We start from the raw sequence: 24490 nt of genomic DNA, 5'->3' as shown, positions 1-24490 counted from the left end.
AACTGATTATATAGCTTTTATTGCATTTATGAGGTACGCTTCTCAACCTCAAAGTCCCCCTTTTTAAGGGGGATTTAGGGGGATCGCTTTGTACCTCATAGCTATAATAATTGCTATAGTAATATGATATAACCCGATATTCCCTTTCTTAACAAACACTATAATTGCTGATCAAATTAGCAAAAATTAAAAATGCGCCTGGTTAATTCCAGACGCAGGTAATCTTTGCAGCTGATGATAAAAAAAATTAAATGAAATGAAATTAACCGAGTGCTTCAGCACCACCCACAACTTCCAGAATTTCCTGGGTAATTGCGGCTTGCCGTGCCTTGTTGTAGGTTAGGGTTAGTTTACCAGTCAGTTCCGAAGCATTATCACTAGCATTACTCATTGCTGTCATCCGACAAGCCAGTTCACTAGCTGCTGACTCTTGTAATGCCCGTAGTAACTGGTTATTTAGATATAAAGGCAACAGGGCATCCAGGATTTGGACGGGGTCTTGTTCAAAGATCATGTCACGGGGGAAAGTCTCGGTAGTTTCCCTTGTGACTACCTCCCGTTCCACCTTGAACTCACCACCTTTAGTTGTTAATCTGAAGATTTCATCATCCTGTGATTCTAGTCCCTTAGCTGTTAGGGGTAGCAGAGTTTGAACCGCAGGTCGAGAACTAATCAATGAGACGAATTTGGTGTATATCAACTCCACCCGGTCTACGGTTTCAGACAGAAACAGGGAGAGGAGTTGGTCAGCAATCATAGATGCTTCTGATGCTGTGGGAATCTGTTCTAAACCGGTGTACTTGGCATCAATTGGCTGGTCGCGGCGCTCGAAGTACTGAATAGCTTTTCGTCCAACTAGCACATATTTGTAGCCAACCCCTTTCTCCTGTAGTTCCTTTGCACGGTTTTCGGCACGCTTGATCACGTTAGTATTGTAACCGCCACATAGTCCTCTATCCCCTGAAACGACGAGCAAGCCTACATTCTTGATTTCCCGTTCTTTTAGTAGGGGGAGATTGGCATCTTCAAACTGCATCCGGTTTTGCAAACCGTAGAGAACTTGTGTTAAGCGGTCAGCAAAGGGACGGGTGGCAGTTACCTGTTGTTGAGCACGACGTACCTTAGCCGCAGCCACAAGGCGCATCGCTTCGGTGATTTTCCGGGTATTTTTGACTGACTTAATGCGATCGCGAATATCTTTTAGATTAGGCATAATCTGTTCAAGGATGAAGGATGAAGGGTTAAATTTGTCTCGGGTTGAAGGTTGTTTGTCAGAATGCAGAATGCGCGAATGTAGAATTAAGAATTAAGAATTAAGAATTCTACATTCTGCATTCTAAATTCTTAATTCAAAAAGGTTGTTCGCCAAAGGCGTTCGGTGAAGGGTAGGTTGAAGGTTTAAGGTTTAAGGTTGACTGTTTTTTATAGAACCTGCAACCTACTAACCTGCAACCTACTAACCTGCAACCTGCAACCTACTAACCTGCAACCTACTAACCTGCAACCTGCAACGGAAACTAACCTGCAACCGAAACTAATCTTTAACCTGTTAAGCGGAGACTAGGAAGGTCTGTTTGTATTCTGCGATCGCTTCCTTTAGAATGCTTTCGGCTTCATCAGTGAGCTTCTTCTCCTTTTTGATGATCTCAACGTACTCTGGCTTGCTGGTTTTCAAGTACTCCCGCAGTCCCTGAGTAAAAGTTGTCACCTTATCAGTAGGCACATCATCTAGATAGCCATTGAGTCCAGCGTAAACGATTGCCACTTGCTCAAACACAGCTAGGGGGGAATTCTGAGGTTGCTTCAACACTTCCCGTAAACGCTGACCCCGAGCCAACTGAGCTTGGGTAGCGGCATCCAAGTCGGAGGCAAACTGAGCAAAAGCTTGCAAGTCGTCAAACTGGGCTAGTTCTAGCTTCAACTTACCAGCCACTTTCTTCATGGCCTTGGTTTGGGCCGCAGAACCTACCCGTGACACTGAGATACCAGGGTTAATCGCTGGTCTGACACCAGAGTTAAATAGGTCAGAGGAGAGGAAGATTTGACCATCAGTAATAGAAATTACATTAGTCGGGATGTAAGCTGATACGTCACCAGCCTGAGTTTCAATAATAGGCAGTGCGGTCATACTACCACCACCTAGTTCATCATTCAGTTTTGCTGCCCGTTCCAACAACCGGGAGTGGACGTAGAACACATCTCCTGGATAAGCTTCCCGTCCTGGTGGACGGCGCAGCAGTAGGGACATCTGGCGATAGGCTTGAGCTTGCTTAGACAAGTCATCATAAATCACTAGGGTTGCCTTACCGTTGTACATAAAGTACTCGGCAATCGAGGCACCAGTGTAGGGAGCCAAGAACTGTAGAGTAGCTGGGTCATTGGCGTTCGCTGCCACGACCACAGTGTAGTCTAATGCTCCTTTTTCCTGGAGGGTATTCACCACTTGGGCTACCGTAGATGCCTTCTGACCAATAGCAACATAGACACAAATTACATCTTCCTGTTTCTGGTTGATGATTGTGTCTACAGCAATAGCAGTTTTCCCGGTTTGTCGGTCACCGATAATCAACTCCCGCTGACCGCGTCCAACGGGAATCATAGCGTCAATAGCGGTGATTCCCGTTTGCATGGGTTCACAAACTGAACGCCGCGCAATAATCCCTGGAGCCATGGATTCCACCAGACGGGATTCAGTGCTTTGAATGTCCCCCTTACCATCAATGGGACGACCCAAGCCATCAACTACCCGACCAATCAGTGCCTCTCCGACGGGTACCTGAGCAATTTTACCAGTAGCAGTAACCGAGCTACCTTCCTGGATATTTAAACCATCCCCCATCAGCACTGCACCCACATTGTCCTGTTCTAAGTTCTGGGCAATGCCAACGGTGCCATCTTCAAACTCCAGCAGTTCCCCAGCCATGCACTTTTCCAAGCCATAAATCCGGGCAATACCATCACCAACTTGCAAAACCGTTCCAACGTTGGAAACGGCAAAACCTTGGTTATATCCTTGAATTTGCTGCCGAATAATGCTGCTAATTTCGTCTGGTCTAATGCTAATCATGATGTGTTTTTATCGTTAACTAACTAATTGTTTACTGTTAACTATTAACTGTTGACTGTTGACTGTTGACTGTTCAAGGTTATGTCCCAAGGGGTTAATCTTTAACCAACTAACCTACCCTAAAAGGTAAGCCTCAGAGAACCAACTAACTTACCCTACACCGACTACGGGGCGAACAACCAACGTGACGTACTTCAACTGGTCAGAGCCATACCGATGCGACGGAGTTGTCCTTTTAGACTGGCATCAAATATCTCAGACCCGACTTTAATGATCACACCACCAATTACATCCGGGTCAATTTTTGTATCCAGTTCTACCTGATTGGCTCCCGTGAGGGACTTAACTTTCTCACGAACTGATTCTTGCTGAGCTTCAGAAAGTTCTATTGCTGAACTCACCTCAGCCAAAACAGTTTGATCTAACTCTCTGAGAAGTTCTTGGTACTTCAGGCAAATGCCTTCCAAAAACGCAATGCGCCCACGGTCTACTAGAATCCTCAAAAAATTCATGGTGTAGGGGTGAAGTTGGTCCCCAGCAATTTGTTGCAAGACCCCGATTTTATCCTCAGCTCTGACCACAGGAGAGCCTAAAAACTCCTGCAATTGTGGCGATTCTTTCAAAAGACTCAGCAGAGTATCTACATCCTCACTCAGTTTGCCTTTGAGTTCGTTATCGGACTTAGCCAAATCGAGCAACGCTTCTGCATAAGGTTCGAGTACTTGGCCACTCAAAAAACCACCTTTCATGAGCCACCTCCCAACAGAGCGATGTTGCGGTCAATTAATTGTTGTTGAGCGGAATTATCTAATGTCTCTCTTAGTTGGGAATCAACCTTAGCCATTGCCATAGTAGCAACTCGCTGGCGTAGTTCGGCCATGGCTCGTTCCCTTTCCGAGTTCAAATCCTGAACTGCTGATTCTTTCATCCGTTCAATCTCTTGAGCCGAAGCGGCCAAAATTGCCTCTTTAGCTGCTTTAGCATTAACTTCTGCTGCAGCACGAATGTTTTCTGCCTCGACTTGGGCTTGAGCTAACTTCTGCTGTTGATCTGCTAAGGCTTCGGCTCCTTGTCTTTGACGAGCTTCTACTTCTTTAATCGCCTGTTCAATTTTTGAGCGTCGCTCACTCAAAATGTTTCCCACTAATTTGCTTCCGAAGTAGTAGAGTACTCCCAACAAAATACTCAGGTTGATTAGGTTGGTTTCAAGAATATTAAAGTTTAATCCAAAACCACCTTCTCCATGAGCTTCTGTTGCCAATAATACTAAATTCCCCATCATATCCGTTTACAATTGTTTTGAACGCATAATCTTGCTAAGCTATGACCTGTCCACCTACTCTCAAGATAATTATCTCAAGACAATTATTTCAAGACAATTATCTCAAGACAATTATCTCAAGATAATTAATAGTTTGAAATAGTTTGACAGTACTCCCACATCGCCAATCTCTTAGGAGTTTTAGTAAATATATGGGTCAGGCGGTCAAGACGCCACCATTTATCTTACTAACGCTGGCCCTAACAATTTTTCTAAAATTTGGCCAGATAGATCATCCACTTGTTGTTCGAGGGAAGCCATTGCTTGCTGTTTTTGTTGATCAATCTCTTCTTGAGCTTTTGCTCGTTCAGCCTGAGCTTCTTGTTGGGCTTCAGCGATCGCTTGAGCTGCCATTTTTCTGGCATCTTCTTGAGCAGAAGCGATCACAGCTTGAGACTGCTTCCGGGCTTGACCCAACTGTTCTTCATACTCTTTAGCCATTTCTTCGGCTTTAGACAAGCGTTTTTTGGCATCAGATTCCTGATTCCGGATGTATTCGTCACGCTCATCCAGCGTTTTTGTCAGTGGCTTATAGAATATGGTATTTAATACAACTGTCAAAACCAGAAACTGCAATGCCATCAGAGGCAGAGTAGCATCAAAATCAAACATTTTTTACAAATCCCAAATCGGAATAAAACCGAACAATTCACCTTATCAGACCTACCATGTAGAGACGTTGCCTGCAACGTCTCTACATAAAGTATCAGGTTCTAAGAAAATGGGTTAGCAAACAGCAGTACCAGAGAAATTACCAGACCATAGATAGTCAGGGATTCCATGAATGCCAAGGTTAACAGGAGAGTACCGCGAATTTTTCCTTCAGCTTCCGGCTGACGAGCAATACCTTCTACAGCTTGACCAGCAGCATTTCCTTGACCGATACCAGGGCCGATAGCAGCTAAACCGACAGCGAGAGCAGCAGCGACAACTGAAGCAGCAGCAATGATTGGATCCATGATGATTTTTCTTATCCGTGAGTAAAGAACAAAATAGAGAGCTACTAGTCAGAAGGATTCTCCGAAGGAGTGATCAATTCCAACTATTCCTAATTTAAGGCTACCGTGCCATTCCCATCATAAGGTTATCCCTTAATGTTCTTCGCCTTCGACTTCTATTGCCTCGTGAATGTAGGCAGCTGCCAAGGTAGCGAAGACCAGGGCTTGAATTGCACTGGTAAATAGACCTAGCGCCATAATTGGCAACGGGATAAACAGAGGCACTAGCAGCACCAACACGGCTACTACCAGTTCATCTGCCAGAATATTGCCAAATAAACGGAAGCTTAGGGAGAGGGGTTTGGTGAAGTCTTCTAAAATCTTGATCGGCAAGAGGATTGGTATTGGCTGAATATAGCCAGCGAAGTAACCTAAACCCTTCTTGCTCAAACCAGCGTAAAAATACGCCAACGATGTTAGTAAGGCTAAAGCAACGGTGGTATTGATGTCATTGGTAGGAGCCGCCAGCTCACCGGATGGGAGCTCGATAATACTCCAAGGAATGAGGGCTCCTGACCAGTTTGACACGAAGATAAACAAAAACAGTGTACCGATAAAAGGTACCCAAGGGCGATATTCTTTTTCCCCCAGCTGGTTTTTCGCTAAATCCCTCAAAAATTCTAGGGCGTACTCCATCAAATTTTGGATACCGCCAGGAACCATTTGGACATTTCGAGTTGCCGCAAGGGAAGCTACTACCAGAATAGCAATCACTACCCAGGAGGTGAGAAAAACCTGACCGTGTAATGTTAAATTGCCAATCCGCCAATAAAAGTGTTCACCAACTTCTAAGGAAGCAAGGGGTAAAGAATTCAGAACGTTTAAAGAATTTATCATTTCCATTCTGGAGATTTACCCAGATTTCTGTCAAGGGTGAAACGTCTGTTTATCCTACCAAGAAATCCGACTTAAATAAATCTTACTTAGAGGTAGGATTTAGTAGGCTTTGCAGGATATAGACGATAATTGCGGCTTTGTACGTCAGAAACCCTAAAAATATAGGAAGTATTTGTAATTTTTGCCATTGACTGGCTACTACAATTATCCCAATAAAAACCGCAAACCGAGCCATGCTCGGACGCCTATTTTGTTGGCTTAGCCGCTCTACGTCTTTAGCCAACATTCTCAAGTAAACCATACCAGTACACGCCCCGATCAAATAATTTAAGGCAATGTTGAGGGAGTAAACCAGCCACACACAGATGAAAATAATCCCTGTCGCGACTAGGGTGACCAACAACAGAGTTTGTTTGAGTTGGTAATACTCCTGCATTGACGAACTCGTTGAAGGGGACAAGTAACTTGTTTGCGTGTTTTCCTCCATGGTCAATGGTTTCTCAAGAGGGTCATCTGACAAGTTCACCGGTAGCAGCAAATGCTAGTCCAGTCATCTGGCTTGTTTTCACAAACCAGAGGTAATCATATCATGGGAAAGGTCACAATACTTAACAAATCTGGTAGAAAAATAACTAATTCCTCGGAAGTGCGGTATAAGTAAGGGTTTCGGCTGACAGGGTGATGATAAATGGGGCAAGGGATGGGTGCATGTAACCCATAGGTAGCGACTACACAAACTAAGCTTGCAGACTTAGGCTCACCACATCCATGATTTTCTGTGAGTCCTTGAGGTCCGCACTTGGTGTGTATAGCTCCACCCTTGAGGGGGCAGGGGGCTAGTGCTAGACGGTGATTGACTGACTTTACTCCTAAAACCCTTGATTTTAGATAGGCAGCGGTGGAGCGGTAGCTAAACCCAACATTGGCAATGGTTTTGTTGGGTTTCGCTATTGAGATCCTGATGCGATCGCGTAGCGGCTCGTACCGAGCATCGCGTTTAACGGAAGGATATCTCATTTGGCGTACTTCTTAAGAAGTATCTCGCAACTAGCGAGAGGCAACAAAGGTACCACCCAACAAAAATATTGGTTAAATATCACTGAATTGAACTCTATAAATACGGACATGGTCAGCAAAGCACTAGTATAGATTCCAATTTGTCGCTTCATGGCACTCAGAAATACTAGACTCATTACCAACAGCATTGGTAACTTAGCTTTTATCCCAACGAAATCAGGATGTGACAATGTAATTAACCCATCTAACGAAGGAGCATTAACATGTCCGTCTGGATTTCTAGTGGCTGAAAATAGAATCGATTTAAAGAACCCTTCTGCATTCCATAAAATAAATGGTAGTGACGTTATCCCAGGGATAACAAGTATTAATAACAAAGCGATAAAGGTATCCTTGACAGGATTCTCCTCTGATGATTGCCAAGCCCAAATCAGATAAAGTGGTAGTAAAAAGATAGCAATTTGTTTAATCGCTAAAGACAAGCTAAACATCAAGAAAGCTGTGGACTTGTGTTTCGGCAGTAACATCAGGGAAAGAATCAGAAAAAATATGGCTAGGAAATCTAAGTTAGCGTCGATACTCACATAAAGCGTCCATCGGTTCAGTAACCATAATAAAGCAGCAAACCAGCCAAAAATAAATAGGTTATGGTTATACAAATGATATAAAATTAAACCAGCAATCCCGATATTAACCATTAAAAATATCGGTCGCCATAGGGAAATCCAGTCTGAATAGTCTTGGAATCCTAATAATTGAGTTAATGCTGAAAGCCAATAAAAAAGGGGGAAATACGTAGCATACTTCTGATTTTCTCTCATATTTCCCGATAAGACTCTAGCGTAGGGATTTTCCCCCGATAAAATTCGCTTCCCTTCTACCCAGCTATAGTAAATATCGTGTCCCTCAGTGTTATAGTTCCAAACTTGCAAAAGTTTGACATTAATGACAACACCGACAACAGCGATTAAAATTAGACAGATAATTACTAAACTCTTTCTTTTACTCATCATCATTTTAATTCTTGGTTAATAAAAAATTGTTAATTAGTAATTAACAATTAACGAATAACCTTCAATGATAAGTATTCAATCGAACTTGAGCTCACGCTTTACTTTTTCAGGACGCCCCATCCCAGCTGTGATGGCATAACTTTGAGCCAACAACTGTAACCAAAGCCGTGGAGAACGCTTTTCAAGCCAGGGCTGTAACCGTCGAACTAGACTGGGAAACCAACCTTTGAGCAACCCGCTGACCAAGGCATTGCTAGTAAAACTTAAGTAACTGCCTACCCAAAGCAAGAAATCCTTAGCACCAGCCATTTCCAAAATCCAGGGGATGAGGGCAGGGTTTCGCCGAGCTGCTTTGAGTGCCAGTCGATTAAAGGTTAACCAACTGAAACGGTCTTTAATAAACGTATCTGGTACCTCCGGTGGTTCATCTGCCAACAACCCAAAAAAGGTATTGAGCATGGCGTTAATCCGTTGGGGTGGTAGATGACGACCTGTTGGTACCATCATCCCCTGGGAAAAGAGCCAGGTCACAGCAATATTACTTTGATAGGCGCGAATTTGATTTAAATCCTTAACACTCAAAAGATTGTGCCGCAAGGCAGTGTCCAAGAGATCGGTTAAGCGATAGAGGTTACGCACTAAGGAACCGAAGCCAGTGAACACCAAGGGGGACTGAAGGGAAGCAGCATCACCAATGGCAACCAGTCGGTCAAAGGCCACAATGCGATCGCGACTTCCCACCGTAAAATGTCCGGGAATATACCCAAAGGTTGGCTTCTTCCACACCAACTTTTCTATATCACATCGGCGGTACTCCGGTAAGATAGTAAAGAAATCTTCATACATTTCTAATAAAGAGCCGGGATTCTCAGGATGTATCTGATGGTAATGGAACAAATAAATTGTCAATTCCTCACCTGCACCAGGGAACAACTCCCAAATCAGCTGACGTCCCCGGGAAATATCCCCATGACTATTGAGAACATCACCATAATCGGGATCCCACACCTGAGGCTCAAAGCCCTCAATCACAGCCCCCACCGTAGGACAGACACTATTAAACGCCCTACCCCCATTGAGTTGCCAAGCAATTGGTGAAGCCGTTCCCATGGCATCCACCAACAGACGACCACTCACTTGTCGGTGAGATTTAGTCGGTAAGTGTTGCACTTCCACCACAACTTCCTCTGGGGTGATAGTTGCTTGGATAAACTCTGTCTCATCCCAGATTTCTCCCCCAGCACTCTTTAGCTTTTTCCCACACAGTTGCAAAAATTTGGCAGAATCAATGGCGATATTGAGCACCCTTGGCGTGTGCAATATCGCTGCTTTCAAGTGGGGTGGGTTGTTGCTATCAAAGAACTTATTAAATCCATCAACGTATTCCCTAGCAATAATCCCTTCAAACTCAGTTGGGGTAAATAAACCCAAATCAATCAGGCTTTGAAACTCATCCCGTGAAATATTCCATTCCCGGTTCATCCGCCCAAAGGTTAACCGCTCAATCAGCAATACCCGATAACCCCGCTGCGCCATTGTTGCAGCATGGATCACTCCCAAGGCACCACCGATGTAGATTACGTCGTACTTAGAGGTTGAAGGTTGAAGGTTAGTTGGTTGAAGGTTAGTTGGTTGTTCGCGTAGCGTGGCCTTTTGGCCAAGGTTGTTTTGAGAACTTTCAACCTGCAACTGGCCAACCTTCAACTCTTGAGAACTTTCAACCTGCAACTGGCCAACCTTCAACTGTTGGGAACTTTCAACCTGCAACTGGCCAACCTTCAACTGTTGGGAACCTTCAACCTGCAACTGGCCAACCTTCAACTGTTGGGAACTTTCAACCTTCAACCCCTTAAACACTACCTGCTTGGGCTGCTGGGGGTTACGAACCCCCTCACGCCAGCGCTTTTCCCACCAATAAACTCGATTAAGGTCATATTCTCCTCTAGGCATTTTCCGGAAAAAGTGCACAGTCTGAGGATAATAGGGTGCTAATGCTTCAAAGATGGATTGCTCAGATAACTCTACATCCGGTGGTTCTGGATAGTGGTAGGGGAATTGGTCCCGAAGACTTTGGGTCAGCTGTCTTAGAATTAGGTTTTCGCCGCTCAGGGGCTTTTCGGACCAACGAAAGGCTTTGAGGTAGGTGGTTCGCTGCACAGACCACACAAAAATCGAGATTTCTGGAATCAAAGATAGGGCAACTGTAGTCTTGTGATTAGAATTCTCATCAGGAGTAGTCTCCCATTGCAGACGGATACCATCTGGCGTGATTATCTTATCCCCGAGCTTAGGCTGCCATTCCTGTTGCAACCATTGGCACACAGTCTTTGTGTCTGGTGTAGGGATTTCTACGTACAGAATCTCTTTCATAGGGGTTATGTGATCACAAATTTCATTAAGAGGAGAGACGGAGGTAATCAGTGATGAAAATACGCTAAGCTTCCAAGTATCGACTTGTTTAATATTCGTAAAAATACTTTACATTGATTTCAGTTTAGTTATAGTCAAGGGTGCCCTTGTTTGTTAGGTATGAATTATCCCATTCCAGCTAGTCCACAAGAAATAGTCGCCCTACGTCAACAACCAGTTGATGAAGAACTGGTGGTAATGGCGATTGCTGGTGTCATTCACATTGCCCGTCAAGAGGGACAGTCCCTTGACGATTTAACTGCCGAAGTCTTAGCAGAAGACGATTGGCTTGATCACTCACAAAGAGTATTACTCAATGACCTCGTTGTCCAAGCCTGGGAGAGTCTGCCTGAATTGGAATGGCAGGCGTCTTAAACTCAAGCCAAGATGGTGATCGTAATTGCTACGACTCAAGCTATAACGCATCTACCTTTTTGATCATTGATTGCCATTGATTGGCAAATTAACCCCAGGCTGACCCATTCCTATTTTTAGAAAACTACTCCTGAGTCAAACTAGATCTTCAACAGAACCGATCAATTCCTATTCCCCTTGCCTAGTAGCTTGATCACGCTCTCGTAGCTGCAAGAGAATTTGGGCATGAAATTCCTTGGTGATGGGATAGAAGTAAGCGAGTGCTATACCACCAATCAAGAATAGGGTTGGCAATGGTCCAATAGCGATACGGATGGCTAGCAGTGCGGAATCGGGTTGGGTGGGGACTGGTTGCCCAGCAGTAGATGAGATGAATCCTGACCACTCTAGGACAATACCGACTAAAAACAGTCCTAGGGCTAAACCAAGTTTTTGCAGCAAAACCATGAAGCCATAAAATATCCCTTCCCGACGCTGACCTGTGGTCAATTCATCAAGTTCAATCACATCGGGCACCATGGACCAGGGGATGAGATAAGCCACAGAAACGCCAAAACCAGCCATAACAGCTAAACAGTACATTAAGGCCACTTGACCAGGTTGTAGCAAAAATAGACCAACTTGAGCGATAACCCAGATACTAGTGCCCATAAAGTAAGCGGTTTTTTTGCCCAATCGCTCACTGACCATCTTCCAGAAAAACAGCATTAATAACGCAGTACCTTGAACCGCAAGGGCGACTAAGGGAAAGGTAGACTCGGGCAATCCCATCCAATTGACTACGAAGTAAAGCAGGATAGAACCGATTAACTGGACACCTAACCAGGAACACAGGTAAATACCAATCACATATAGAAAAGGCTGGTTACTGAATACAATCCGCAGTTGCTCAAAAAAAGATAAGGAGGCTGAAGTGTCAGCTTCAGAGCGCTCTGTGAAAGCAGAGCTATCTTTCAGGTGGGGTTCTGGGGTAGAAAATATCAGAGTTATACCAAAGACGGTAATTAGTAAACCAAGAAGACTGAGAAAGATACCAGTGATATCAGGGTTGCTAGTGGCACCCAATAATTGGGCAGTCACTGGGATAATCCGGGCAATGCCATAGAAAAATGATAGGGGTCCAATTAGGGTGAGCAGAGTTCCTACAGTCTTTTTCTGCTGAGTTCCCAATATAGGCTGTGCACCTCGTTCTTGGATGCGCAGCACACACCACAATATCGGCACCACCGCCAGCAAGGTGGTGACTAACCCTAGCACTAGATATTGCTGACCACTATCACCGGCATAGGCACTAAAAATTAATCCGCCTAGAACTAAGGTTAGGATGCTGCCACCGATGGAAAAGGTAAAGCGAAAGCTGTTGAGGCTAGTGCGTTCGTTGTAGTCTTGGGTGAGTTCTGGAGTTAGGGCGGTGTAGGGTAGGTTAACTGCAGTGTAGGCAATGTTGAACAGAATAGCAATCAGAAGGTAGTAGCTAAACAGCAACCAGTTATTGATAGTATTGTTATTACTGAAGTGGGGGACAATCCACTGTAAGAAAAACAGAACACCAAACGGAATTGCCCCAAAGAGCATCCAGGGAATGCGACGCCCCCAACTAGAACGAGTGCGATCGCTCATAATCCCAACCATGGGATCATTGATGGCATCGGAAACTTTGCCAATCATCAGAATGCTCCCTGCCAAACCCGCTGGTAAACCAGCCACATTGGTTAAAAATGGCAGGAGGTAAAAGACTAAGAGATTGGCGGTCATGGCTGGACCCATATCTCCAGCACCATAAGCTAGTTTGGTGGTAAAGTTAAGCTTTTCGAGTCCACCGGAGACTTGGGCAGGATTACTGGCATCAGAACTAGAAACATCACTCATAACCGATAAGATAATTTAGCTAGGCAATGTGGTGATCGGGATTTTTTGAGTAAAACGAATCACTCATAAGCCATTTCTAACATTAGACTTCTTGTATAAGTAGGGAAATTCCGAACTTGGGAAATTCGGAACAACCGCTGGTAATGGTCGAATAGTTTTCGACTTTTGCTAATGGTCGATTCCCTGAACAATACCTAACCAATATCAATTGCGCGAACTATGTCAGAACTTTACGTCTCCTGGTCAGAGTACTATGAAAAAATCGAACGGCTAGCTGTCAAACTCTATCAAGCCGATTGGGATTTCAACCAGATTGTCTGTATTGCTAAGGGAGGATTACGGGTTGGTGATATCCTCTGCCGCATTTACAATCAGCCCTTAGGGATTCTGTCTGCTGCTTCCTATACCGGACCAGACAATCGGATCCGAGGACCGATTACGTTTTCGAGCCACCTGGCAATGACAACGGCAAAATTAGGTAATCGGATCCTGTTGGTGGATGATTTAGTGGATTCTGGTATTAGTCTACGAGAGGGGATTAAATGGCTTTATAGTCATTATGGTACAGAAATTGAGGAGATTCGTACTGCTGTGATCTGGTATAAAGCCTGTTCTGGGATTGCTCCTGATTACTATGTGGATTATTTGCCAGATAATCCTTGGATTCATCAGCCTTTTGAACCTTATGAGTCCATGAGTCCAGCTGATTTGGCTCAAACCTATTTAGTTAGAGAAGTGTGATCCGATCAGCACAGAGGGAGCAGAGGAACCAGAGGGGGCACAGAAATAATAGTTGAAAGTAACCTAGGACTGAACAGAAGTGATATAATATCGAGACTCGACTACCTTGCTCTACTCAAGCTAGCAGAATTGGAGATTTTCCCAGTAAATGCGATCGCTTTCTGGGGGGAAAGACTGGATAGTTTGGAAATTCTGATCCTAGAGGCAAGTGAGTACGATTTCGCTTTTCGCAGCACCCCAAGGGGCAATCCCATGGGGAATTGTGATTGCGGAAGTGTGATTGACTTAGCTATGACTCATAGCCCTCAAAATGCAATTTTAGGGCTATACAAAGGCAGAGGCTTAATTTGGCTTGCCTAAGGCTAGGCTAGCCATAAAAATTTATGGCTTCTGACTCAATCGTGCCGAATTGGCATCAGACTATTGGGTAGGCTATCACTGGATAGAGAGGTGACAAGCCATAATCTGATCTACGTAAATACTGGAAAAAAATACCTAGAACAAATGGAAATGTCAACAGTAGAACAAACAGAACAAACGGAAATGTCCACAAACCCTGAACCCGAAAATAAGAAAGAAAATAAGAAAGGGTTACGAGGAACCCCAGCCCAAGCTACAACTCGCCTGCTGCTACACTTGTGGGATCTAGGGGGATCAAAGCAGGAAGTGAAAAGAAAAGACTTAAGTGACACAGTGAAACTGAATAATGAGAGGTCTGGTGATTATACTGACATCTTTAAAACATTGGAAACAGATGGGACGATCAAGAAAACAAAAAAAGCCCGAATCGAGTATGTGTTTTTGACAGAGCAAGGCTTGGAAGTGCTAGACGCTGGCATCAAAAGCGCTGATTTTGAGTTTGATGGTAGTCTGGTCAGAGCCAAGGATGTCAAGGCTGTTCTAAATTGGATTAGAGAGAGAAGCTCAGTGGCTAAGGTCGTTGAGGCAGGCGCTGATGCTGGGAAAACTGGGGAAAATGCGATCGCTTCTTATGAAACCTTTGAATCGGTAGTCTTGGAGGTTTACGACAAGCTAAATCAGGACTATAACCTTGATGATCTCGTACCGATTTATCGGATTAGACGGGAAATTGGAGATAGTGTCAGTCGTTCCCAGTTCAATGAGTGGTTGTTGGAGATGCAAGCTAACGAGATTTTACAACTCCAAGGTGGTAGCTTACCGGATAGCGATCCATCCCAAATCGAAGATTCCATCACCACAGAAGTGAGTGGATTACGCTGCTATGCTAAGCGGCTATAATCCTAGGCTGGACTGGTTATTGTAATAAACTTGACTGTTTGTAGCGTTTCCTCACACCAAAATGACTAACAAAATGACTAGCATTTTATCATGAATAACAGTTCATCTCCCCTTGAACAACTCCAGAATGCCATTAAAAATGAAAACCCTTTTAACAAAGAGCTAGTTGTCAAGAAGCAAAATGTATGGAAAAAAGAATTCCCTCACGTTGATTCTATCAATGCTCTTGCTTACGGTGCTGTTTTTAAGGGAATTGAAGAAGTTCGTAGGGGGCAGCGTGACGTTATTGGCATTACCATCAAGGCTGAACCAGGGTTAGGCAAAACTCATTTGCTCAGTAGGGTTCGCCATAAACTTCAAGCTGATGGCAGTGCTTGGTTTGTCTATATGACCGATTACAATGACCTTAATCGGATCAAGCCGGAATTTTTGAAGACCCTGGCATTAAGTCTCAAGGAGGTTGGTAGCCAGGGGGTGACTCAGTGGCAAGAGTTAGCGACTGATTTAGCCAATGAAGGGGAGGAAAAACCTTACACATATCAGCAGTTAGTCAATGAAGTCAACAATGACTTGGCTAACAATTGTAACCTAATTAATAAACTGACTGATAAAGTTCTTGAAATCAAGACGGACATCGACAATCCGGATCTGCCCAGAGCGATTTTATGGACATTATCAAAGCAGCATGCTCCTTATGCTATTAACTGGCTGTCTGGGAAAAGTTTAGCCCAGAAAAAAGCTGACGAAATGGAGTTACCCAACGATTCGGAAGATGACAAAGACCATTTCGATATAACTTGTCAGATTTTAGACCTAATTAGTGATTACAATCCATTGGTGGTATGTTTTGATCAATTAGATGGTACAGAATGTGATGATGCAGGGTTTAGCAGAGCACAGGTTATTGCCAGCTTAGCAACAGATTTATACACTAGACTTAAAAGGGGTGTGCTGCTGACGGCTATGTATCCTGAAACTTGGACACATAAAATTAGAGCATTAGATTTAAATGATGGAGTTGCTGACAGAGTTGGAGAGCGAGAAGTTGAATTAAAGCCTCTAAATTCTGATCATATAGTTGATATAGTTTCCCTACGGTTAAAAGAGTTTTATGGTAAAAATGAACTAACTCCTCCTCAGCCGGTTTATCCCTTTAGCGAAGAAACACTGAAAGAATTAGGGAAACAACGACCAACAGCAAGAGATATTCTGAAATGGTGTCAAACTAACTGGGGATTACCTAATGATCAGCAAGTTTCATCCCATAGACCTGCTATAAATCCCGTTGACTCTGCTTATAATAACGAGTTCAAAAATATTGACAATGACGAGTATATGGAGGATGACCCTCAGCTCACTAACGCTATCAAGTTTGGCCTTAACCAACTCATAGGACAGATAGTGGCAGGAGTCACAATCGAAAAAATTGAAGCTCCGGTTAAGCCCAAAAATAAATACCTAGGGGTCAAGATAGTTGGAAAAGAAGAGGGGAATACGGTCAAAATCGGACTAGCGGTGATCCAAGCCTCTGTTGGAAACAGGGTAACGACTGGATTATCTCATCTTGAGGATTATAAAAAATATGATCTCACCCGTGGTTGTTTAGTCCGGTCTAAACCGATCAGTCGAAAAGCCAAGAAGGCTCAAGAGTGTTTGAATAACTTGAAGGCTCAAGGAGGAAAATCCGTAGAGTTGAAAACAGGGGATATTAAGCCTTTGATTGCGATTCGCGCTGTTTATGACAGTCGTGAAGACTATGAGTTGAGTGAAGAGCAGATTAAAGATTTTATCGCTAACAAAAAGCTAGCTATAGATAACCGATTACTTCGAGAAATTTTGAGTGCTCCATCGGGACAAATTCCTGAAGAGGCAGTGGATGAAGAGTCGGAAAGTTAAAGGATGATTAACTCAATGGATCTATATAGCAAAGGGAATAGGTAAAAGCGGATATGGAAATAGGGAGTAGGGAGTAGGGAGTAGGGAGTAGGGAGTAGGGAGCAGGGAGTAGGGAAAAGAAAACAAAATTATCACAGTTCCTACACAGATTATTATAGATGGTTTAGTTTTAACTGCTAGAGTTAACAAGACTTACATAGTTGACGATGCCAGGCAGGAATGAGATTGATTGATAGGAAGTGATCTAGATATCTACTAATGAGTCAGTAAGATAATGAGTCAGCAAGATTTAATTTCAATAGCCCTACTTTTACCGGCACCAGATATCGAAGCCTTAATCCAAGGGCGAATGATTGCTGCTATCCCTCAGATATTTATCCATCCAGGACTAAAATTTCTCCTATATCCGTCTAATATCTTAAGTAATAAGATATCAAGTAATAATCCATCAAGTCATTTCCTATCTCTTGAGCAGTATTATCGCCCTAGTTTTATAGAAATAGCTAAAAAAATTATAACGGAAGTGAATTCTGAGGAAACAGTTTTGATTAAGGCTTGGGCTAAGTGTGAACTTTTCCAACACCTGAATAAAACTGAATCCTTGGAAAACTTATCACCGTTAACGGTATGGACAGCAGCTGGATTACAAGCAAGACTTGAGAAACAGCAGCGTATTTTTCTGGCTTACTTACGGGTTTATCAGTTGCCTAAAGTGCTGGAAGTAGCTAGAAATGATAATACTAGTCAGCCCCTTGGGAAGTTTGTTAGTTTAGGTGATAATATTAGGGTTACTCAGGATTGGCCAGTATTAAGCGATCGCATTTTCAGCCAACGCCGACACCAGCTAGAAAATCGACTACCGCCACTGTATCCGGAATTGGAAGAATTACAGACTCAAATCGCTAACCTGGCGATTACTAACCCAGCTGCTGAAGCCCTTGACGAAGAGATAAAAAAATTTATAGGCTGGAGTAGCAACAAGCAGTTAACCTCATCTAATCCAGATTTACCTTGGATAAATACCATAGTAGCATTGGGAAATCGCAGCAAAGAACTGGATCAAGGTAAAACTAATTATCAAGCTGGCACAGATTTTGAAAATATTGTTCGTGATAGCCTTAATTTTCTCGGATTTACCATCGACCCTGCTCACAAAGGTGGTGCTGGTGGTTTAGATTTATACTGCTCAAAACCTTATCCCTTGATGGTTGAGTGCAAGGCTGGGAAAAAAATTACTAACGATACGGCAGTACAACTGTTGAATTTAGGAACGTTACGTTTAAAAAATCAAGAACTACTTAAGAAAACTACTAAGTTAATCATTGGCCCTGGTGAGCCGACTAAACAACTTATGGATGCAGCTATTGTACATGGTATGGCAATTATTAATCCTGACACTCTTCAGAAGCTGGTGAAACTCCAAAGCCAGTATCCCAATTCTGTTGATTTAATTATACTGAAGGATTACTTGATACCTGGTCAAGCTGATCAGGAAGTTGAAAAATATATTAATCATGTTTCTGAAAAACTGAAATTGCGATCGCATATTGTCCAGCTGGTGAAAAAGCTAATTGACGATAGAGATAATCACACGGTGGGAGTAGAGATGATCTATGGAGCCTATAACTTCTCCAATCCACCCCAGTCCTTGACCCAGCCAGAACTACACGAAATATTGATTGAGCTTTCTTCTCCCTTAACTGGCTACTTGGGGCGAATCAAGGAAACGGATAGTAAAAGTGATTGCTTTTATTTCCTGCGGGACTTGCCCATGGATTAATTAGTGCTTGATTAGGATAGTTTTTTTTAATTTGGTGAGGTGCATTTTTTGAGGGAGCAGGGAGCAGGGAGCAGGAAGCAGATAATAGGCAAGAGGCAAGAGGCAAGAGGAACCCACCCCTAACCCCTCCCAGGAGGGGAAGGCAAGAGGCAAGAGGCAAGAGGCAGGAGGTAAACAACAATGCGTACCTCATTAAAATTAAAAATAATATCGTAAAAATCTGCCGGTTTGTGTAACGTTTTCTTTCAATATTCAAAATTTCTGCTCGTGATAAATGCCTAAAGCGTGATCAAGCTACCATAGAGATAGCCTTAAGCATGGCAAAAATGAACTACTTTTAATGGCAAAGGATATCTACCACGAAACGGTGAAAACGGCTCTGATCAAAGACGGATGGATGATTACTAACGATCCCCTAGCATTAGCTGTTGGAGATCGAACCGTTTACGTAGATATGGGCTCGGAGAAACTTTTTGCAGCAGAAAAAGATAGGCGACGTATTGCAGTGGAGGTAAAAAGTTTTATTCGTCCTTCTCCTGTACAAGACCTAGAAAATGCCCTCGGTCAATATGTGCTTTATAGAGGGTTGTTAAAAGAATCAATCAACCATAGATATCGAACATTATATCTAGCGATTCGCAATGCAGTTTACTTAGATTTTTTTCAAGAGAAAATTGCTCGAATTGCTATTGATAACAATCAGTTTAATTTGCTAATTTTTGATGCAGAAGGAGAATAAATAGTCCAATGGATAGATTAGATGAGTATTCCAGATTAATTCGAGAAATTCTAGAGCGTTACGCTCGGATTAGTTACAGTCACGGCGATATTCAAAGTTATGCCATTGCCGATTGTCTGAACAATCATTTTATGCTCATGGTTGTTGGCTGGGATGGCAAACGTCGAGTCCACGGCTGCATTACGCATGTTCAGATTATTGATGGAAAAATCTGGATTCAACGGGATGGTATCGAAGATGGCATCACAGAAGAACTGGTCGCCGCAGGGGTTCCCAAATCAGATATTGTGCTAGGGTTTCACCCACCAGACGTTCGTCCCCATACTGGTTATGCAATCGCGTAGCGTGACCATTCGCGTAGCGTGGCCTTTAGGCCAAGGTCAATCGCGTAGCGTGGCCAGAGGCCAATCGCTTTTTTCACTGGTTATCAGCCACGGGTTATTTCGGACTCTCATATCAATCCCCCTTCGTCTCATTTCAAGCCAAACTTTGCCCTCTCTGTAATCCCTTGCCCTGTCTTTAAAACAGATGAAGGGATTGAAATTTTACTAGTTGACAATTGAATAAATAAAATGCTATTATCAACGATAAATGACTTAATTTAATATCTATACTATTGCCAAATAGCTAATTAAAAACACTGCTAGTTTTTCATAGTAAAACGGTATATAGTAATCAGATTTATCAAAAACTGAAATTGCGATTGGTCTACAGCCACGCTACGGGAACGCATTAGCTCATTGCTCAATGATAGTACATTTGTATTAAAGTGTTGCTTCCTAGCTCCTGTTTTCTAATCAGCATCCATTTGTGGTCTGAAAATTTTTAGCCAGTCAATTTTTATGCATTATTCTTGGGTTAGTAAGTAGTAAAGTAATGTCAACCATCTGCGCCCAAACTTAAGTCAATATCAAGCCATCGGCACTTTCAAGAGTCTGCATCTTGACCCAAAGTTGCCCCTCAAGACTAAAATCATCTTGAGCGATTGACTTTTTGGCTCCTTGCCCCAATGGTGAAATTGTGAACCCCTTGATGAAGAGCAATGAGTGAATCTGAAAACCCCAATAACCTTCCCCTTCCTGAGTCTACTACCGAAATGGATAACCAGGATACTAAGAAGCCAGATCAGCAGCAGACCGACCATAACCCAAAAATGCTCAGCTTCGCACCAGTACCTGATGATTTCACCATAGTATCTGATGATATAGATAATCTTATTGAACAGTCAATACTAGAACAGACTATAGAATCTCTCCTTACCACCATGGCATCATCAGTTACAGAAGCCGATAATGATGGCACTGATGATACTGATAACACTGATATTGACACTGAGATAGCTGATGTTTCTGAGGAACAGTTAGCCAAGGATGGTGAATGGTTTGCCTTAGCCCAAAAACTGCGCTTGGACAATCATCGCTTACAGCAGCAAGTGACCCAGCTGCAGCAAGCACTCCAGGAAAAACAGCAGGAGTTAAACGGACAAGCTAAGCAATTGCGAGAGTACGACAAACTCCTGTCCACAAAAGATCTGGAACTCAATACAGTTCAAGACCAATTAACCCGTTTGTTCCACACTCTAGAATCATCCCATCAATCCGGTCAACGCCAGCAAATTTTGGTTGAAACCTTATCAGAACAGTTACAAAGCTCTCAGGATCAAGTTGCCAGACTCGAACAGGACTATTCCCAAACCCAGCAGCGCTACAACGAACAATCTCATCAGCTGGTGCAATTGAAAGATACCTGTCGAGAACTTAGAACCCGTCTATACCGACAACAACAGCAAACCTTGCAATTTAAGGTAGCCTTAGAAAAGTGTCTGGAAATGCCTGCCTCTGAGAATTCTGTACTACAACAGCAAGAGAGTCGGAGCATCATTGCTCAGCAATCTCTGCTACAAAAAGCCCAGGCGATTAGACCCTGGTCTGCTGACCCAGAGTTATTTGCAGAAGAATTTATTTTTAGCAGTACTGGTAATTCTTCTGTCCAGTCTCAATCTACCACAGAAGCGTTATCGGTTGACAGCAGCCAACCTAACCAAACTGATCCTATATCCCCAGCAGATGCCTCGGGTCCAGGGCAAACTCAGGTAATCTCCCCTGAAAATGTGACAGCCAAAGAGATAGAAGTAGCACAACAGTTAATTGAGCAAATGTCTGCCCTGGCAGAGGAATTTGGGTTGTCGGAGTTGCCATCAGAGTCGGCTAATGCCAAAGTCGATGGCAGATCAGAACTAGAAACGACTAACTCAGATGAATCTGACCAAACCGTTGAATTGACTAGTGACCTTGAGCAAACCAGTAGGTCAGACCATACTCAGACCTTGGAGCCTGAAGCAAATCCATCGAGTCAGGAATTGCCAGAAGATATCATAGAGGCTGAGTCACAGTCAAATCAGACCAATGACGTATTTCCGTCTCAGGGTAAGTCGCCATCACCAGTACTCTATCCCCTACGTCCCTCCAAAGGGCGCAAATCCTTAGCGTCTATTGAATTACCAAGGTTTCCCCGTTATCGCTCTTCTTGAGGTTGACCCATAGATTAGGCTCGATCACACAATAGTTTCTGATACTGATATATTAAAGAATTTAAAGTTCTGTAACCTCTGGCGCAAGACTATCAAAACCCTGCGGTAAACTAGCCCTTGATCCTTAAAATTCCCTGTCGTTTGCCTGAAACGCCAACAAGCACGAACCTAGGCAAAGATAATCCTGGTGGAATCATCGGGAATATCCCCAATTTTCCCAAGGAGACAGGTCAGCGGTTTTTCCGCAATGTCCGATAAAAAAATGTAGGAGTTCTTAAATCAATGTCTCATAGCGTTAAAATTTACGATACCTGTATTGGTTGCACCCAATGTGTTCGGGCTTGCCCTCTAGATGTATTGGAGATGGTTCCCTGGGATGGCTGTAAAGCTGGTCAGATTGCCTCTTCTCCTCGTACAGAAGACTGTATTGGTTGCAAGCGGTGCGAAACTGCTTGTCCTACTGACTTCTTGAGCATCCGGGTTTACCTGGGAGCTGAAACAACTCGTAGCATGGGCTTGGCTTACTAACCATTAACCTAGCAATCTATCTGATGTTGACGGTTGACTGTTGATGGTCAACCGTTGACGGTTAACCGTCAACACAGGACACTCCACTGTTAGCACGGCTATAGTTTGAGTATTATGGTTACTTACTAAACTCAACACTATGTGTGGAATAGTCGGCTATATCGGTCCGCAAATCGCTACAGAAATTTTAATGGCAGGATTAGAGAAACTCGAATATCGAGGCTATGATTCTGCTGGGATTGCTACAGTCTCGGAAGGGGACGTTCATTGTGTACGTGCTAAGGGAAAATTGCACAATTTGCGGGAAAAACTGGTACAAATCGAAAACCAGGCGCGGATTGGCATTGGACACACGCGCTGGGCAACCCATGGTAAACCGGAAGAGTATAATGCTCACCCCCACATGGATATGGCAATGCGGGTGGCAGTGGTACAAAATGGCATTGTTGAAAACTACCGGGAATTGCGGGAAGAATTGATCCAGCAGGGACATGAATTCCGCTCCGATACCGATACAGAAGTTATTCCCCATCTAATTGCTGAGTGTTTACACCAAAATTCGGCTTCTTCCTCTTCCTTCTTCTCTCCTTTCCTAGAAGCAGTGCGGCAAACCGTGAATCGATTAGAGGGAGCTTTTGCCCTAGCTATCCTTTGTGCTGACTATCCTGATGAATTGATTGGAGTGCGGCAACAGGCTCCTCTGATTATTGGGTTTGGTCAAGGGGAATTTTTCTTTGGCTCGGATACCCCAGCATTGTTACCCCATACCAGGGCAGTATTGAACTTAGACAATGGGGAAATCGCACGGTTAACTCCCCTAGGGGCAGAAGTTTACGACTTTGAGGGTCGTCGGTTGAATAAGTTCCCCCGTACCCTCAGTTGGAATCCCTTTCAAGTGGAAAAGCAAGGATTCCGACACTTTATGCTTAAGGAAATTTATGAGCAACCAGGGGTAGTGCGCAACTGTTTCGAGCGGTATCTCAATAGTAATTGGCATGCTAATCCTACACAGACAGAGGCAGACCTGGCTAATTCCCCAGTTCAGTTAGGCATACCAGAGTCACTGTACGAGGATGTAGAACAGATTCAGATTCTGGCGTGCGGAACCAGTTGGCACGCTAGTTTGGTGGGTAAATATTTGTTGGAGCAGTTGGCAGGAATTCCTACCATGGTGCAGTATGCATCTGAGTTTCGTTATGCACCAGGTCCGTTAACTAAGAATACCCTAACTATTGGGGTAACTCAGTCTGGGGAAACTGCTGATACCTTAGCAGCACTGGAGATGGAAAAACACCGTCGCAGTGGATTAGACCCTCTGTATCAGCCCCGACTGCTGGGAATTACGAATCGACCAGAAAGTTCTTTGGCTCAGTTGGTGCCTGATGTGATTGATACCCAGGCAGGGATTGAAATTGGGGTGGCGGCTACTAAAACCTTTGTGACCCAGTTAGTGGCCTTTTATTGTCTAGCGCTAGATTTAGCAGATCGACGTAATACTCTCGCCCCTGAAAAAATTCAAGCAATTATGGCAGGCTTGCGGCAATTGCCTAATCAGATTGAGCAGGTGCTGGAAAGTCAAGAAAAGTATATTGAAGAATTAGCCCATGACTTTGCGGAAACCCAAGACTTTATCTTTGTAGGACGGGGGATTAATTTTCCGATTGCTTTAGAAGGGGCGCTGAAACTTAAGGAAATTAGCTATATTCATGCTGAAGGCTACCCAGCTGGGGAAATGAAGCATGGTCCGATTGCTCTGCTGGATGCTAAGGTGCCTGTGGTTGCGATCGCAATGCCTGGTACTGTCTATGAGAAGGTAATTTCTAATGCTCAGGAAGCTAAGGCTCGGGATGCTCGGTTGATTGGGGTGACACCGAGCAATGGCAAAGAGGCGATGGATATCTTTGATGATTTGTTGCCTGTACCAGAGGTGGAGGAGTTGCTTTCACCAATTCTGGCGGTGATTCCGTTGCAGTTGTTAGCCTATCACATTGCGGCAAGGCGAGGGTTGGATGTGGATCAGCCCAGGAATTTGGCGAAGTCGGTGACTGTGGAATAGATTTCTTTGTTGACTGCTGAACGGTGTTGCTTAAACCCAGGGACTAGTTAGGAT

Annotated in this window: 24 protein-coding genes; 11 read left to right on the top strand and 13 right to left on the bottom strand. The window is 43.7% G+C overall.

The features are described 5' to 3' along the window. Window positions 1-262 precede the first annotated feature (262 nt). The 11 genes from F6K51_RS03955 to F6K51_RS03905 form a co-directional block, all read right to left on the bottom strand. Window positions 263-1213 carry a F0F1 ATP synthase subunit gamma gene (locus F6K51_RS03955; protein WP_293018187.1) on the bottom strand — a complete coding sequence of 317 codons (951 nt, stop codon included), beginning with the start codon at window positions 1211-1213 and terminating at the stop codon, window positions 263-265. A gap of 336 nt (window positions 1214-1549) precedes the next feature. Next, on the bottom strand, window positions 1550-3067 hold the full coding sequence (atpA, locus tag F6K51_RS03950; RefSeq protein ID WP_293018186.1) for a F0F1 ATP synthase subunit alpha: 1518 nt from the start codon (window positions 3065-3067) through the stop codon (window positions 1550-1552). A 194-nt stretch (window positions 3068-3261) separates the two neighbouring features. Continuing rightward, window positions 3262-3816, bottom strand: a complete 555-nt coding sequence (gene atpH, locus F6K51_RS03945) for an ATP synthase F1 subunit delta (protein ID WP_293018185.1) — start codon at window positions 3814-3816, stop codon at window positions 3262-3264. Next, on the bottom strand, window positions 3813-4346 hold the full coding sequence (locus tag F6K51_RS03940; RefSeq protein WP_075898224.1) for a F0F1 ATP synthase subunit B: 534 nt from the start codon (window positions 4344-4346) through the stop codon (window positions 3813-3815). The genes atpH and F6K51_RS03940 overlap by 4 nt, the downstream gene beginning before the upstream one ends. A gap of 222 nt (window positions 4347-4568) precedes the next feature. After that, on the bottom strand, window positions 4569-5000 hold the full coding sequence (locus F6K51_RS03935; RefSeq protein ID WP_293018184.1) for a F0F1 ATP synthase subunit B': 432 nt from the start codon (window positions 4998-5000) through the stop codon (window positions 4569-4571). Window positions 5001-5101: 101 nt separating this feature from the next. After that, a complete protein-coding gene (gene atpE, locus F6K51_RS03930) occupies window positions 5102-5347 on the bottom strand; it encodes an ATP synthase F0 subunit C (RefSeq protein ID WP_070392129.1) in 246 nt (81 codons plus the stop codon). Window positions 5348-5479: 132 nt separating this feature from the next. After that, window positions 5480-6229, bottom strand: coding sequence for a F0F1 ATP synthase subunit A (gene atpB, locus F6K51_RS03925; RefSeq protein ID WP_293018183.1), 750 nt, complete (start codon window positions 6227-6229; stop codon window positions 5480-5482). Between the two features lie 76 nt (window positions 6230-6305). Then, a complete protein-coding gene (locus F6K51_RS03920; RefSeq protein ID WP_293018260.1) occupies window positions 6306-6659 on the bottom strand; it encodes an ATP synthase subunit I in 354 nt (117 codons plus the stop codon). 146 nt (window positions 6660-6805) lie between these two features. Continuing rightward, window positions 6806-7240, bottom strand: a complete 435-nt coding sequence (locus F6K51_RS03915) for a hypothetical protein (RefSeq protein WP_293018182.1) — start codon at window positions 7238-7240, stop codon at window positions 6806-6808. After that, a complete protein-coding gene (locus tag F6K51_RS03910) occupies window positions 7237-8256 on the bottom strand; it encodes a hypothetical protein (protein WP_293018181.1) in 1020 nt (339 codons plus the stop codon). The genes F6K51_RS03915 and F6K51_RS03910 overlap by 4 nt, the downstream gene beginning before the upstream one ends. 72 nt (window positions 8257-8328) lie before the next feature. Beyond that, entirely contained in the window at window positions 8329-10623 is a 2295-nt protein-coding gene (locus F6K51_RS03905; RefSeq protein ID WP_293018180.1) for a flavin-dependent dehydrogenase, read from the bottom strand. Between the two features lie 159 nt (window positions 10624-10782). On the opposite strand from F6K51_RS03905, the gene F6K51_RS03900 reads away from it, so the two are divergent. Next, a complete protein-coding gene (locus F6K51_RS03900) occupies window positions 10783-11037 on the top strand; it encodes a hypothetical protein (protein WP_293018179.1) in 255 nt (84 codons plus the stop codon). A gap of 168 nt (window positions 11038-11205) precedes the next feature. On the opposite strand, the gene F6K51_RS03895 is transcribed toward F6K51_RS03900, so the two are convergent. Continuing rightward, window positions 11206-12906, bottom strand: a complete 1701-nt coding sequence (locus F6K51_RS03895) for an MFS transporter (protein WP_293018178.1) — start codon at window positions 12904-12906, stop codon at window positions 11206-11208. A 219-nt stretch (window positions 12907-13125) separates the two neighbouring features. Here F6K51_RS03895 and F6K51_RS03890 point away from each other — a divergent pair, with 219 nt between their 5' ends. The 5 genes from F6K51_RS03890 to F6K51_RS03870 all read left to right on the top strand — a co-directional run bounded on the left by F6K51_RS03890 (window position 13126) and on the right by F6K51_RS03870 (window position 18583). Continuing rightward, on the top strand, window positions 13126-13647 hold the full coding sequence (locus F6K51_RS03890; protein ID WP_293018177.1) for a phosphoribosyltransferase family protein: 522 nt from the start codon (window positions 13126-13128) through the stop codon (window positions 13645-13647). 129 nt (window positions 13648-13776) lie between these two features. Further along, complete coding sequence (locus F6K51_RS03885) at window positions 13777-14007, top strand: hypothetical protein (protein ID WP_293018176.1); 231 nt, start codon at window positions 13777-13779, stop codon at window positions 14005-14007. A gap of 90 nt (window positions 14008-14097) precedes the next feature. Continuing rightward, window positions 14098-14907, top strand: a complete 810-nt coding sequence (locus F6K51_RS03880) for a hypothetical protein (protein WP_293018174.1) — start codon at window positions 14098-14100, stop codon at window positions 14905-14907. Window positions 14908-14997: 90 nt separating this feature from the next. Beyond that, window positions 14998-16803, top strand: a complete 1806-nt coding sequence (locus F6K51_RS03875) for a hypothetical protein (RefSeq protein ID WP_293018173.1) — start codon at window positions 14998-15000, stop codon at window positions 16801-16803. Window positions 16804-17077: 274 nt separating this feature from the next. After that, window positions 17078-18583 carry a DUF1802 family protein gene (locus F6K51_RS03870; RefSeq protein WP_293018172.1) on the top strand — a complete coding sequence of 502 codons (1506 nt, stop codon included), beginning with the start codon at window positions 17078-17080 and terminating at the stop codon, window positions 18581-18583. Here the strand turns inward: F6K51_RS03870 and F6K51_RS03865 are convergent, their stop codons facing one another. Beyond that, window positions 18584-18736: a hypothetical protein gene (locus tag F6K51_RS03865; protein WP_293018171.1), complete on the bottom strand. Its 153-nt coding sequence runs from the start codon at window positions 18734-18736 to the stop codon at window positions 18584-18586. Window positions 18737-18923: 187 nt separating this feature from the next. Here F6K51_RS03865 and F6K51_RS03860 point away from each other — a divergent pair, with 187 nt between their 5' ends. The 5 genes from F6K51_RS03860 to glmS all read left to right on the top strand — a co-directional run bounded on the left by F6K51_RS03860 (window position 18924) and on the right by glmS (window position 24436). After that, the gene (locus F6K51_RS03860; RefSeq protein ID WP_293018170.1) at window positions 18924-19322 is read left to right on the top strand and encodes an element excision factor XisH family protein; all 399 of its coding nucleotides are present in this window, start codon (window positions 18924-18926) and stop codon (window positions 19320-19322) included. A gap of 8 nt (window positions 19323-19330) precedes the next feature. Next, complete coding sequence (locus F6K51_RS03855; RefSeq protein ID WP_293018169.1) at window positions 19331-19666, top strand: XisI protein; 336 nt, start codon at window positions 19331-19333, stop codon at window positions 19664-19666. A gap of 698 nt (window positions 19667-20364) precedes the next feature. Next, window positions 20365-21852 carry a hypothetical protein gene (locus F6K51_RS03850; RefSeq protein WP_293018168.1) on the top strand — a complete coding sequence of 496 codons (1488 nt, stop codon included), beginning with the start codon at window positions 20365-20367 and terminating at the stop codon, window positions 21850-21852. A gap of 282 nt (window positions 21853-22134) precedes the next feature. Next, window positions 22135-22380, top strand: coding sequence for a photosystem I iron-sulfur center protein PsaC (gene psaC / locus F6K51_RS03845; RefSeq protein WP_015145320.1), 246 nt, complete (start codon window positions 22135-22137; stop codon window positions 22378-22380). Between the two features lie 139 nt (window positions 22381-22519). Beyond that, window positions 22520-24436 carry a glutamine--fructose-6-phosphate transaminase (isomerizing) gene (glmS, locus tag F6K51_RS03840; protein WP_293018167.1) on the top strand — a complete coding sequence of 639 codons (1917 nt, stop codon included), beginning with the start codon at window positions 22520-22522 and terminating at the stop codon, window positions 24434-24436. The last annotated feature ends 54 nt before the right edge of the window (window positions 24437-24490 follow it).

Origin of the sequence: Moorena sp. SIO3I8, assembly GCF_010692325.1 — a bacterium.
Taxonomy (GTDB): domain Bacteria; phylum Cyanobacteriota; class Cyanobacteriia; order Cyanobacteriales; family Coleofasciculaceae; genus Moorena.
The sequence above is the reverse complement of the archived record's forward strand: the minus strand, read 5'-3'. Positions and strand labels throughout refer to the sequence as shown.